The 13,666-nt window shown below is 40.1% G+C and carries 11 protein-coding genes, 1 tRNA gene and 1 pseudogene; 2 read left to right on the top strand and 11 right to left on the bottom strand.

Annotated features, from left to right (window positions below; translation table 11 throughout):
- Nucleotides 1–108 precede the first annotated feature (108 nt).
- The 5 genes from hisS to F6K06_RS22080 form a co-directional block, all read right to left on the bottom strand.
- A complete protein-coding gene (gene hisS / locus F6K06_RS22100; RefSeq protein ID WP_124143592.1) occupies nt 109–1,500 on the bottom strand; it encodes a histidine--tRNA ligase in 1,392 nt (463 codons plus the stop codon).
- A gap of 333 nt (nt 1,501–1,833) precedes the next feature.
- Entirely contained in the window at nt 1,834–2,754 is a 921-nt protein-coding gene (locus tag F6K06_RS22095) for a DnaJ domain-containing protein (protein WP_124143591.1), read from the bottom strand.
- A gap of 237 nt (nt 2,755–2,991) precedes the next feature.
- Nucleotides 2,992–3,870 (bottom strand): inositol monophosphatase family protein, encoded by an 879-nt coding sequence (locus tag F6K06_RS22090; protein ID WP_287239966.1) that lies wholly within the window; start codon nt 3,868–3,870, stop codon nt 2,992–2,994.
- Between the two features lie 126 nt (nt 3,871–3,996).
- Nucleotides 3,997–4,518, bottom strand: a complete 522-nt coding sequence (locus F6K06_RS22085) for a thermonuclease family protein (RefSeq protein ID WP_124143589.1) — start codon at nt 4,516–4,518, stop codon at nt 3,997–3,999.
- A complete protein-coding gene (locus F6K06_RS22080; RefSeq protein ID WP_124143588.1) occupies nt 4,508–4,876 on the bottom strand; it encodes a 2Fe-2S iron-sulfur cluster-binding protein in 369 nt (122 codons plus the stop codon). Before F6K06_RS22080 ends, F6K06_RS22085 begins: the two co-directional genes overlap by 11 nt.
- A 214-nt stretch (nt 4,877–5,090) precedes the next feature.
- Here F6K06_RS22080 and F6K06_RS22075 point away from each other — a divergent pair.
- Nucleotides 5,091–5,177 (top strand) — tRNA-Ser (locus F6K06_RS22075).
- Between the two features lie 110 nt (nt 5,178–5,287).
- Here F6K06_RS22075 and F6K06_RS22070 read toward each other — a convergent pair.
- Nucleotides 5,288–6,148, bottom strand: coding sequence for a formylglycine-generating enzyme family protein (locus tag F6K06_RS22070; RefSeq protein WP_124143587.1), 861 nt, complete (start codon nt 6,146–6,148; stop codon nt 5,288–5,290).
- A gap of 278 nt (nt 6,149–6,426) precedes the next feature.
- On the opposite strand from F6K06_RS22070, the gene F6K06_RS22065 reads away from it, so the two are divergent.
- Nucleotides 6,427–6,810 (top strand): endonuclease domain-containing protein, encoded by a 384-nt coding sequence (locus F6K06_RS22065; protein WP_124143586.1) that lies wholly within the window; start codon nt 6,427–6,429, stop codon nt 6,808–6,810.
- A gap of 646 nt (nt 6,811–7,456) precedes the next feature.
- Here the strand turns inward: F6K06_RS22065 and F6K06_RS34145 are convergent.
- The 5 genes and pseudogenes from F6K06_RS34145 to F6K06_RS22040 form a co-directional block, all read right to left on the bottom strand.
- Complete coding sequence (locus F6K06_RS34145) at nt 7,457–10,030, bottom strand: formylglycine-generating enzyme family protein (RefSeq protein WP_353734881.1); 2,574 nt, start codon at nt 10,028–10,030, stop codon at nt 7,457–7,459.
- Nucleotides 10,031–10,033: 3 nt separating this feature from the next.
- Nucleotides 10,034–11,068: a MoxR family ATPase gene (locus F6K06_RS22050; RefSeq protein WP_124143584.1), complete on the bottom strand. Its 1,035-nt coding sequence runs from the start codon at nt 11,066–11,068 to the stop codon at nt 10,034–10,036.
- A 148-nt stretch (nt 11,069–11,216) separates the two neighbouring features.
- Nucleotides 11,217–13,133, bottom strand: coding sequence for a trypsin-like peptidase domain-containing protein (locus tag F6K06_RS22045; RefSeq protein WP_124143583.1), 1,917 nt, complete (start codon nt 13,131–13,133; stop codon nt 11,217–11,219).
- A 26-nt stretch (nt 13,134–13,159) separates the two neighbouring features.
- Nucleotides 13,160–13,285: pseudogene (locus F6K06_RS34140) on the bottom strand (CU044_2847 family protein); the annotation flags it as partial.
- A gap of 21 nt (nt 13,286–13,306) precedes the next feature.
- Entirely contained in the window at nt 13,307–13,513 is a 207-nt protein-coding gene (locus tag F6K06_RS22040; protein ID WP_205127252.1) for a hypothetical protein, read from the bottom strand.
- Between the last annotated feature and the right edge of the window lie 153 nt (nt 13,514–13,666).

The raw sequence follows: 13,666 nt of genomic DNA, 5'->3' as shown, positions 1-13,666 counted from the left end.
TTTAAAGTCTCCCCTTTCAAGGGTAAAAAAATAAATTTTTTCCCTACCGTGTCAATCCTCTCCCTAAAAGGGAGAGGTAATTATCAATTATCAATTATCAATTATCAATTATTGAACCAATCTTTGTTTTAATACACCTGCTAAACCTGCTATTGGCACTTTCATTTGTTCGCCAGTTCGTAAATCTTTGAAACTACACATATTAGCTGCTGCTTCCTCAGAACCAATAATTATACAAAAAGGAATTTTTTGCTTATCAGCTTGTTGTAATTGTTTACCCACTCCACGACTATCAAAACTGGTTATAACATTCATCCCGCTACGACGCAATTTTTGGGAAACATCTAAATAAGTTGCCATTAAATCTTCTTGCATATTCACAACCATAACTGTTGCTGGAGTAGGAGCAAAAGATTCCAGAATACCCGCCTTTAATAAACGACTCATTAATCTAGTTAAACCAATAGAAATACCAACTCCTGGCATTTTCTCTCCAATAAAAGTTCCGACTAACTCTTCATATCTACCCCCAGAACAAATACTTCCTAAAGCTTCATGTCCGATTAAAGTAGTTTCATAAACTGTGCCCGTATAATAATCTAATCCCCTAGCTATTGATAGGTCAATACAAAAACGTTTGTCTGAAACTCCCAAATTTATGACACCAGAAATTACTGTTTCTAATTCAGAAATTCCCTGAGTTAAAACCTCAGAATTATCCAAAGTTTCTGTCATACTTTTCAGCTTATCCAAAACATCATCAACAGAACCTTTAATATTAGTAAAATCCCCAACTTTTTCTACTTGATATTCAGATAACCCAATTTCTTTCAAAGCTTTTTTAACTTTTACTTCTCCCACTTTTTCCGCAGTATCAACAATCCGAATACAAGACACAATATTCTCTGCTGCTACTCCCACAGATGCAAAAAAACCAGTTAAAACTTTGCGGTTATTAATTCTGATGAGAAAATCACCAATATTAATCGCTTCAAAGATTTCAGCAATAATCGCTGGAACTTGTGCATCATATAATAAACTTAATTTACCTCTACCAACAACATCAATATCACATTGTCTAAACTGTCGAAAACGACCATCTTTTGCCCGCTCCCCTCGAAAAACAACATCCATTTGATAACGAGCAAAAGGGAAATTTAGATCGTTCAAATGCCGAGCAATATAAGCAGCCAAAGGCACAGTTTGGTCGAATTTTAACGCCCTTTCTTCTGAGCCAGTATCTCCAGCTTTTTCCTTTTCTGCTTGACGATTTGGAGGTAGAATAGGAGATAAACCATAAACAATATTATCTCCTTGATTTCCTTTTGCTTGTAGAACCTCTAAACGTTCAACTGCTGGAGTTTCAATAGGTGTAAATCCGTAGCGTTCAAACACCTGACGAATTGTATCCATTAAGTAAGATTCTAATCGTTTTTCACCAGGGAGGAATTCTGGAAATCCACTAGGACAACTATAATTAATTTTATCTGTTTTTGCCATTTTTTACCTCATCTTTAGAGTAGGGGAGTATTCAACAACTAATAATTAATAATTAATAATTAACAATTACCTCTCCTTGAAAGCGGATAGGATTGAGTCAAAGGAAAATTTATTCTTCTCTTGGTCGATTAGATATGGTGAGGAAACTTCGCCATCTCTCGACCGCTTTTTATCTCCTTAAAAAGGGAGGCTTTAGACCACAATTTATCGGGAAAAATATAAATAATTAACGCACTACTGGCTATTAATTATTAAAAGGATTATTCGGAAGCTGATAGCTGATAACGCAGTTTCGACCATAGGAGGCTAGCTGGTCGCTGTTTGCTTACTTCCTTACTTTTTCTTTCCACCAAAAATACCCCCAAATAAACCACCGCCTTTATCAGATTTAGTTCCTTTTTTACCTGTTTTTTTACTTGGTTTATTATTGCCAGTTGCCGCTTGTTCTAATAATTTTTTTACTTCTAATGCTTTTGGCTCTTGAGGATTTAATGAAAGAGCTTTTTTGACTTCAATTTTCGCCATTGTGCCTTGCTTTTGCTGGAAGTAACAAAAACCTAATAAAGCATGACAAAGACTATCATTTTGCTCAAATTTCAAAGCTCCTTTTAACTCTGAAATTGCCTTCACATAATTTTTATTAGATATTAATATTTTAGCCCTATTACAAGCTTGCTCTACCAAAGGATTTTTAGTTGAGGGTTTTATAGTTGTGGGTTTGGCAGAATCACTAGGAGGTTTCGGTGTAGGTGGAGGTGAGGGTTTAACAACTCCAGAACCACTTTTGCGCAGTAAATAAGCTAAATTCAGTTCACTAATTTCTCCAATGATATCTAAAGTTTTGTCAATAGATTCATATTCGCGATCGCTTAATTCCTTGAGAGTTTCCTTATATATGTTTTGATAATCTCCCGCCTTAGCAATTTTTTTTGCTGCATCAGTAGTCAACTGAATTTGACTGCGCTGTTGAGAAACAGTATTACTGAGATTTTTGAGAACAACAAAAAGTTCAGCGCGATCGCCTTCCTTAGAAAATTTATTATAAGCAGGACTCACCAACTTAGATAACAACTGATTAGCAAATTCTTTATCAGTTTCACTTTCAAAGGGTGAAGTATCAGGATGTAAACGACGCGCCACTCGCATATACCGTTTACGAATCTCACCAAATTCTGCATCTAGAGAAACCCCTAAAATTGCGTGATGGTCTGTGAAATCAAATTGGAATAATCCTTGTTTAAATGTAAAAGACATAATAACAACTTTTCCTTAACAAAATGACATTGAATCTAAACTTAATCCTTTTTACCTCTAATTAGACATCTCCGGAAATTAGACATATAGATCATTTTTTGTGTCTTTTTTCAGAAATTTTCTTCCCTATTCCCTATTGCCTATTGCCTACTTCTGCAAAAAGTCTATTCTTTCTCGGAGATATCTAATAGACATCTCCAAAAATCAAAAATAAAATTAATTATTATCAATAAATTATCAATTATTTCTCCCTGTTGCCTGTTGCCTGTTGCCTGTTGCCTCTTTTCTAGAGATGTCTATTGTAGACCAATGAGATAGAGGCGGAGTTTCAATCAACGCTTTGCTCATTAAATCGTGAATTTTGCCATTAGTCGCTAAAATTTTACCCGAACTCATATCAAAAGGACTACCATTATAAGCTGTAACTTTACCCCCTGCTTCTTGCAACACCACTATACCTGCAGCAATATCCCAAGGAGACAAACCTCTTTCCCAGTAACCATCTGCACGACCACAAGCAATAGAACATAGATCCATAGAAGCACAACCAGAACGTCGTACACCTTGAGCTAGATAACATATTTGACAAAATTCTTTGTAGTTATTATCAGTAGTCTCCCGTCGGTCGTAAGCAAAACCCGTTATCGTCAAACTTCTTTCTAACGTAGTAGTCTGAGACACACTAACTGGTTTGCGGTTACAAGTTGCCCCCAAACCTTTAGCTGCACGAAAAAGTTCATCTAAAATCGGATTAAATACCACCCCCACCTGTGGTACCCCATCAATTAATAATCCTACCGAGGATGCTGAAAAAGGATATTGGTGAGCAAAATTAGTAGTACCATCCAAAGGGTCTATTGCCCATAGATATCTACTTGTTGTATCTCCCAACTCTCCCGACTCTTCAGCTAGAATGCCATGGTTTGGCAAATGTCGCTGTAAAACCTTGATGATCGCCTTTTCAGCAGCTTTGTCAGCTTCAGTTACCAAATTTACTGGACTGCCCTTTTCTTGAATATCTTGAAGATTGCCCCAATAAGACATCAACTCTGCACCACCAGCAAGAGCAGCTTCAGTGGCAATATCTAAGAAAACTTGTAATTGTTCTGCACTCATAAAAATAATTAACTTACATAATTAACAGGAAACCCCACCTTGATTAGCGAAATATTTTTGGAGGGTTGCTAACTCATCTCCATAACAACAATAACTTCTGACTTTTGACTTTTGACTTTATTAATTCTACTGTTTAAGATTTTCACGACGAAATTGTGCTGGAGTTTGACGCATTGGACGTTCTGGATTCCAGATACCTCGCCCCATCAGTCTAGCTTTTTCTTGGGCATTAGCAAGACGTTCTGTATACTTATTGTTAGGAAAATATGGCTCTGCCAAGGCCAAACCTTCTTCTGCCATATATTCATTAATTAATTTCCCATTCAGCCAAATATAAGCTAGTTGGCGATCAAATTTATCTTTTTTCTGGACATCAAACTCTAATAAAACTTCTTGCCCCAAGGTTAACTTTTCTAGTTGGGTTCTAGCTTCTTGTCCCCAAGGTTTTTGTCTGACATCTGGTGCCTGAATACCAATCAAGCGAATGGGTTCTAGTATAGGTACAGCAGCAGAACGGTCAGTTATCTCGATGGTTTGTCCACTAACAACCCTTTCTACTCTGATTATTTTGCCCGAGGGGGGATTTGAGTTTTGGCAGCCAGCGAAAAGTATCCAGGCTATAACTAGAAAAATGATTCTAATCTTCATCCAATGGCAATCCCGCTCTTACCTTTCCTTTGCCAAAATAGCGGCCAAATTGGAGTTCGTATACTTCATCTTCATCTTGTGTCTCTACAAGTAGGTCAGAACGAGCATAGCTGACACACAGAAGAGCATAACCCTGTTTTTGAAGTTCTAATGATAGTCCCATTGCTTCTGGTTGATAGAGTTGGCCAGATATAACTCTCACTGCACAAGTAGTACAAGCACCATTACGACAGGAGAATGGTAAATCTACTCCTTGGTTTTCAGCACTGTGGAGGATGTAGCGGTCTTCAGGAACCTGGACTGTATGATATGTATCTTTTTGGCGATCGTGTATGCGAATTTGGTGATTACGGGCCATAATAATTTGAGACTATAATTTATAGTTATTGCTGGCGATTTAGAAATTAAGTTTTAATTAATAAACTAAAACATGATTTAATATTTATCTTATGTTATTTAGGCCCAATATCCAATATAAAATTTTTTTGCCAGAAAGACTTGCAAAATTTAGAATAATTCTGCTACAATAGTATAATTGTGAGCAAATATAAAATTTAATACTTTTGCTTTTTGGAGAGGTGGCCGAGTGGTTTAAGGCGCAGCACTGGAAATGCTGTTATGGGGTGACTTATACGGGGGTTCGAATCCCCCCCTCTCCGTTCTATAAATTAACTTTCAGCAATTTCCTAAAAATCTTGCCCTGGTTTAATGGTTGAAATAAGTCGATTTAGCCTATCTTTTATATCCAGCAATAGGTTTCAGCAATTGATCAAACGTGAGGTACACGCAATACACGAAAACCAATAAGGTCAAGCGTGACACTGGGAAGATAGTAGCTGCGGTACGCAGAGCGACACCTCCTCGGAAGGTCGTACCAGGAGCCACCACGAAGGACTTTTGTAGTATTTTGATTACCTGATAGCCATGCACGACCATCATTGGGTGCGTCCTGATAATTATCCTGCCAATAATCTTCACACCATTCAAAAACATTGCCGTGCATATCGTATAAGCCAAAGAGATTAGCAACTTTGAAGTAACCCACTGGAGTGGTTTGTTCTCTATGTTCTCCCTTTGGACCTCTGCCATAGGAACCACTGTCAGTATTTTGATTAATCTCTCTATCTATTCCACAGTAGTTAGCTAAATTTGTAGTAATGGTTTCTCCAAAATGAAAAGGTGTAGTCGTTCTTGCACGACAAGCATATTCCCATTCTGCTTCACTGGGTAGGCGATATTCTCTCCCTGTGTTCTGGCTTAACCTAGCACAAAACTCTTTAGCGTCTAGCCATGAAACTTTCTCAACTGGGCGACTCCAACGCTTATAGTTTTCATAGTCATCTTTAAATCTTGAAGGGTCAGAATCAAGGTCACGTTCAATCTTTTCAGTAGTTTCAACAACCGTTTTCCACTGACCCTGAGTAATAGGATAACGTCCCATGTAAAATTCCGGCACTGTAACTTCATGTTGGGGGCTTTCCCTACTCCATCGCTCTAATTCATCTTCAGGGGAACCCATAAGGAACTTGCCTTCTGGAATCTTCACCATAGCCAGCTCAACATTATTGCCCAGGTCTTCGATATAGTATTCAGCCTGTTGCCTCTTCTTACGAATAGTTATCCTTACCATTAATTTGAATTATATCATGTCCAGTTGAATAATTATAATCAGGGCTAGTAGTATTGCTCTAGCCCTATCTATTTTAGAACCTATCCTACTATTGTTTGTTGAAACCCTTACATTGAGCTAATCGAAAAACCGTGAAATCCTTTAACTATAATTACTCCCTAATCTTACTACTCCAATCCCCCCCTTTTTAAGGGCTTTTAAGTCCCCCCCTTTTTAAGGGGGGTTAGGGGGGATCTAAAAGCCAGGTAACTCAAACAAACCAACTACAAACACCTACCATGCCAAAACTTAACGACTCCAACTTCCACCTCCCCTACAACCGCCAACTCGTCCCCATCGCCAAACAACTCCGTAAAAACCCCACTCCGGCAGAAAAAAAACTATGGCAAGATTTCCTCAGAACTTTTCCCCTGCGCGTGTTGAGACAGCGACCTATTAATAACTTTATTGTTGATTTCTATTGTGCTGCTCTTGGGTTAGTAATTGAAGTTGATGGGGATAGCCACTTTACGGAAGAGGGAAAAGCTTATGATGCTGAGAGGACTTCTGTTTTGGAGGGTTATGGGTTGCGGGTGGTTAGGTTTACTAATGTTGATGTTTTGCAAGAATTTGAGGGGGTTTGTTGGCAGTTGGAGGGTTTGATTGATGAGCTGAGAGATTGATTCCTCATAACACTCCTTGCGATCCCCCCTAACCCCCCTTGAAAAGGGGGGGACCGGAATGTGTCGGGATTTTGGTCAGGAGCAATAGTGCTAGCGCCGCTACAAGATCGCGCAGGGTTGCAGATATAACATCGCTCTTTTAATCAACAACTGATAACTCTTAAGACAACTTACTCTTGTTCCCCCCTTTCTAAGGGAGACAACTTACTCTTGTCCCCCCCTTTTCAAGGGGGGAACCGGAATGCGTCCGGATTTTGGTCAGGAGCAGAACCCGCAGGGTTGCAGATATAGCATCACTCTTTTAATAGACAACTGATAACTGTTAAGGCAACTTACTTTTTTCCCCCTTTCTAAGGCGGATTTGGTATTACTCTTGTCCCCCCTTTCTAAGGGGGGTTAGGGGGGATCGACACAGGCTTTGAGAAACCCACAACAAATCCCAACTCAACCACTCCCACTACTACCTCTCAATCGATCACTCCCCTACTTCAAATTTCCGATCAACAGCAGGGATTTTTTTCTGTTGACTTTACCTTGGGCTTCGATCCCCCCTAACCCTGAAAAGAGGGAGACCATAGTTTGGGAAAGAGCGATCGCTCTTTTCTCTGGCCAAAGACAGGACTCAAGAGGGTGAAAGAGGGGCTATTCAAGAGACACGCAATACACGAAAACCAATATAGTAGCTTGAGACAGCGGGAGAATGGAAGTGGCGGGACGTAGAGCAACACCACAAAGGCTTGAAGCGCCAGCAGCCGCCACGAAGGAGTTTTGTAGTTCTTTGATTACCCGATCGCCATGCACTACCATCATTGGGTGCCCCCTTATAATTCTCATGCCAATCATCTTCGCACCATTCATAAACATTACCGTGCATATCGTATAAGCCAAAAGCATTGGCCACTTCAAAACTACCTACAGGAGTTGTTTCTTGTCTATACTTACCTTTTGCCCCTTGACCATAACTGTAATTGCCGTCATAATTTGCTAAACCTGTAGTAATGGTTTCTCCAAAATGAAAAGGCGTAGTTGTTCCCCCACGACAAGCATATTCCCATTCAGCTTCACTGGGAAGCCGATAGTTTCTCCCCGTATATTTGGACAGTCTGGCACAAAATTCTACTGCATCGTACCAAGACACTGTTTCCACAGGTCGATTATTTCCTTTAAAATATGAGGGGTTAGAGTCAAGGTCACGTTCAATTTTCGGCACATTATTAACAATGGCTTTCCATTGAGCTTGAGTAATGGGATAGCGACCCATGAGAAAAGCTGAAACATTCACTTCATGTTGAGGACTTGCAAATGTAGCGCGTCGGAATTCATTTGAACCCATGATAAACTTTCCTGCGGGAATTTCCACCAGTTCAAGTTTAATTCCATCGCCCAAGTTTTCAACAATACCAGTAACTCGTCGGCGTTGTTTTTTGATTACCCATCTATTTCCCAATAATTTCAACCATCCTGAACGTCTTTTTTCCAACGTTGCCACATCAAACTCAAACGTTACAGTTTTCTCAACCTCAATCAAGGCAACGTCAAAGGTATCAATTTCAATTTGAGGTTCTGGTGTCACTTCTCCAGTTTCCCCCATTGTTGAACCTGAAACACCGGAAATATTCTGGGCAACTTCACGGGCAAATTCGGCATATTCTCCCCCTAGATTTTCCAATACTTCAACAGCAACTTGGGCAAAAGGTAAAACTTTCTCCCGGTCTTCCTCCTCATATTGAGGCAATAACGCCAACAACGCCCGAAAACTACGAATAGGTCGGTCAATTTTTTCAGCTATGTAACGAGAAATAGCATCCAGAACGGCTGTAGTTTCATTGCGTCCCATTGCCTGATTCAACTCTTGCCGGACACCGGGAAAAAATTCATAGATTTGTTCTTGACCATTAGAGTCAGTTGCAGCAAGCAAACCTCCCATATAAACTTCTGCCACATGAACTGGGTTAGCTTCTGGTAATAGATTTTTGCGAATCAAGTTAACCACAGATAAATTTACGGGAGCTGCTGCCATCATTCCTGCCAGTCGTTGAGCAGTAATAGAAGTTGTTGCCAGAAATTGCCTCACCCTAGTTGTGGTTGAAAGTTCCGTTATAGATTCGGGTTGCTCAGGTTGATCGTAATATTGTTCCTCGACAAATTTTAAATCAAATAAAAATGTAGGTACTCGTGCATTACTTGCTCCCGACACTACCCGACACCAACTTTTCAACAGTTCATGTTCCGGCAGAATAACTGGTAAAACCAAAGCATTTTTCCAGTCTATAGGTATCCAAGCGGGTAGATTTTCCAACATCAGACGGGGGTTAGCAACTCCTGGTGTAATAGTAGTACCAAATAATTTTCTTCCCGCTCCCAGTTGGGTACTATCCCAAAGATATTCGGGGAACAATTGTAGCACTGTAGTAGGGCTTTTCTCTGACCACACTTTTAACCATTTGTGAATGGTGGCATTTTGCCAAACCGCAGAGGTACAGTCACTCACGAAAATAACTACCCCCCGTTGGTTAGGATGAATCAATTCACGGTGACTATGTTCACGTTGCCTGGGTTTTCCACTGCTATCTCGCCGGACTAATTTTAATTTGCTATTTGAACTGAGCAAACTCCAGACTCGCACATTTCTAAATGCTCCTTGAGTTTCAAAGATTTGTTGTAGCTCATTAACAGTCTCTCTCCAAATAAAAGCCGAACTAGACTCTTCTACCACCAATTCTAAATCAAGCCAGCGTTCAGGTTCTGGTTTAGTCACAGGCAACCACACATCCTGCTCGGCAATTAAATTCACGGTTGCTTCTTCATCTAGTGCTTTTCCTGTGATAGAGGGAACTTTCCGCATCAGAGGGCGCAGCGCACGGCCTAATTCCAGTACATTCAGGAGAGCTGCTGCTGCTGGAGCTTGAAAAGATAAACCTTTGACTGGAGGTTGTTCGGGAGTTTGAAAACTTGATTCTTCAGTGATTACTGAAACAATGGGTTCTCTGTCAGTTACAGATTCTTGGGGTTCGCCTTCCTCAAATTCGATCGGCAGAAGTTGTTCGGGTTCTGGTTTTTGCTCCTGCTTTTGTTGAGTCTCTACCGTACCCATTTGTAAAGCTAACCAGATACTATCGGCAATATCTTCATTGCTGAGTTCCAGACGTTTTAACATTCCGGTTTGATCGAGTCGGTCTATCAAACGTTCAATGGTACGATGAAAACTAGAATCACTCATCCCTTAATCCTCATCGTCAACTCTTCCTAAATCTTGGAAAAGTTGCTGCACTAATTTATCCTCTGTAGCAGGAATGCGACCCTCTGTTACCATGAAAATTGCATTGAGTAACTGGTCAGTTGCCAGGGTTCCCTCCTCTCGTCGGTCAATAAAATCTTCAATCAGCTTTTGGATTTTTTCCTGTTCAGCAGTATCATTATTAAAATGAGCAGTAACAATTTTGGTCAATTCCTCTTTTGTGGGAGATTTCATCCTTAAGCGCAAACACCGCCGTAAAAAAGGTGCAGGAAAATCTCTCTCTCCGTTACTGGTCATTACCACAAAAGGGAAAGCGGTGCAAGTTATCCGCCCATTCTCAACCTCCGCCTCCATCTCAGAGGCTGTCTTTTCCTCAGTTGCGTCAGTGTAAGCAGTACGCACCGTTACCTTGTCTACCTCTTTCTTAATTCTCACCAATTCCGGAATTTCAAAAGACCCTTCTTCTAGAATAGCCAGTAGGTTGTTGGGTAGGTCAATGTCGCTTTTATCAATCTCATCTATCAGGAGAACGCGAGGATATTTTGAGGGCAGCAAACTTGTCCCTAAAGACCCAAGAGTTATATATTTTTCAATCTGTTGAATTTGTTCTCGACGTTGCTCTGGGGAAAGAGTTTGATTATTTTGGTTTTCCTGTTGTTTAGCTTCCTGCAACCGACCGATAGCATCATAACTGTATAGTCCCTCTTTCAAGGTAGTGCGGGTAGTAATTGGCCAGTAAAGCACTTCTCCCAGTTTCAGTTGTCGAGCTACAGCATAAGCGAGGGAAGATTTACCCGTTCCTGGTTTTCCCGTGATTAGTAGCGGTCGCCTCAAGTATAATGCAGCGTTAATCATTTTTACCTCATCAGGACGCACCTGAAAAGTTTCACCCCGTCGTTTCAGGCGACTTTCACCAGGTTTCCTCTTTTGACCAAAGGGTCGCCAACTGGGAGGCGGTGGCAAATTTTCGATGCCATCGTGAGGTTCTATGTTTTGTTTAAAAATTTCCCAATCACTCATTTTTAGTAGAAAAGATTATGGAACTTCAAAGTCCTCCTTTTTAAGGGGGATTTAGGGGGATCGTCAATGTACCTAATAACTGTGGGAATTGTTATAGTTTTGTTCAGAATAATTAACTGTAAATTTATTACTGATAACTGATAACTGATTAAGGCATCCTCAGTTGTTGAACAGGTGGTACAAGATTAGGATCATCCCAGAGTAATGATAAGTGATTGCCAATATGCGTGTCAACCTCTGCTTCCCAAGCTTCATAACGTTTGGCTTTTATAGCTTCAGGTAACTTTGACCAACAGTTACAAGTTTGACATACACCTTTGAGCGCCTCGCAACAATCAAGATTTTCTGCTTCTGACCTCATCCACAGTGCCACAGGAATTCCGGCGTAGTAAAAGGCTTCCATAATTGATTCTCGTTTCTCTGCTTGCAGCATTTCTGTTAATCTTACTGCAAGCACGTTATTAGGATGAATTTGTTTGAAAAACCTCTTAACATTGCTAATGCCTGAAGGATGAAAAATATTAGCTGCTTGTTCGCCCTGTATGCTGGCTAGCGATCGCCACTTTTCCTCAAACTTACCTACATAAGGATTAGATTTTTGTGATAACTTAAGGCGTTCGGAAAACCTCACGGTTACTTCACATTCTGTCCCCAATAGATTTTGGTAATCCTCAGGTACATTCTCATCACTCAAATATTGATCTACTGGCTTGATATCTCGGTCAATTAACTTGTAAGGCAGAAACATTGAAATTTTTTTCAGGTTAGAATTACAACGGGACGGAACATCAGCCCAAAATAACTGTAGTAATTCAGTTAAATTTTTAGCTTTTTTTGACTCCGAGGTAGTTTTTTGACTAATTATAGTCCCTTTCTCATTGATCAGGATATCTTCTTCGTCAATTAAAGAATGACAACCTTGAGCATTTTCGGGCGTATAATTTCGTGCATCTTCAATTAGCCATGCCTTCACTAAAAACGTACTACTCTTTTCAATTGCCCCTACTAATAAACAAGTTTCTTGTTCTCCCACTTGAAATGGTTGCTGATTTTTGATCGCCTTCTCTTTTCTTAAAGCACCCATCAAATTTTGATGATTTTGCAAGTAACTTTCTAACCATTTTTCTAGTTCCTGGCAAAGTTTAGGAAGAGTTTCTAAATCCTGGAGATGCAGTAGTAAAAAACAAATAAATCTCTCCAGTAAAGAATAATTCTCCTTCATCCAGTTATCCAAATTTTGAATCATCTCCCTCAAAGATTCGGGAAACTCGTGTAGAGATTTCCCAGAACTCAGAGGAATAGAATTTTCTGGCAAAGATTGGTAGTAAGCATAACGTATCTCATCACTTAGAAAATAATTCTCGAGGATAGCGATCGCCTGTTGTATCCTGCCATCAACCTGACAAACATTGGCCAAATCCCCCACTTCCAGCAGCAAGTCCGTCGGGATCATAAAGGCTACCTTAGCTTCAGGACGTTCCTGGTCTGCTTTTACTGCCATACCGACAACACCCTGAAGTCTTTCGTCCCAGATAGCAGTTCCACTAAACCCTCCCTCCAAACGAAGTCCTGTCTCTGTAGTGCCCTCAAGTTGGATAAGACCTTGGCCTACTCGTTCTCTCAATTCTCCTTTAGCCCATTCCCCATCACTCCCTTCTTTTGGGAAACCTAATGCTCTAAACTTATTGTTCCAAAGACTTTGATTTCCGATTTTAATTAGGTTAATTGGTTTAGCACCTCGAGGAAGTAGACCGGGATTTACTACTTTTAATACTGCAATATCTTGTACATTTTCATCATTATTTCGAGGCTGCCAAAAAGCCACTTTTGTCTGAAGTTTTTGACCTATCTTACCTTTGGTAAAAATAGGAAAATTAACTTCAATAATTTGGTGAGGTATTTCTTTCTGCCTCATAATTTTTTTGGCAGTTTCTGAAGTAGAAGCTAAACAGTAAGCCACTACATGGGCACAAGTTAAAATATACTCAGTAGAAACCAAAAACCCAGAACCAGCGACACCACCTCCAAGCTTAAAAACCCGAACAACAGCTAATTCTAAACCCATAGAACCTTATCCAATAGAGAGCTTCCCTAGTCAGCTTTACTCACCGTGTTGTTCCATTTCAGAGTAATTTCATAGTTAACCTCTGCGCTTCCTGATGCAATAATAGCTCCCAGTTCGCCACTCATTTTTACCCCAAATTTAACCTCTACAGCATCCGCAGGTTTGTTTAAATCCTAGACCTTTTTAATAATTGCGTTGGCCACAGGCTTAATACTAGAAAAAGCCTTTCCTAGTGTTTGTTTAGCTTGTTGAGCGACCTCATCCCCAATTCCAATTAAATCTTTATCTTCATCGCTACCTACTGGTAGTTTTTCGTCCACTTCCATGTAGACAAAGGACTGTTCATCATCATCTAACTGAAATTTAACCAATCGTGCCACTATTTAGTCTCCTGTCAGTAAAGTTTATTTTATCATTTTCTTTGTGGGTTTAATACCCCACCGTCTACACGGTGTTCAAAATTACTTGGGGTTAGAATCCCCATGTAATTTTCCTCCTGTCTCCTGTCTCCTGTCTCCTGTCTCCTTCTTCAA

This window comes from Okeania sp. SIO1H4 (genome assembly GCF_010672695.1).
In the GTDB taxonomy this organism is placed as follows: Bacteria; Cyanobacteriota; Cyanobacteriia; order Cyanobacteriales; family Microcoleaceae; genus Okeania; species Okeania hirsuta.
This window is presented reverse-complemented; position numbering and strand designations above follow the sequence as displayed.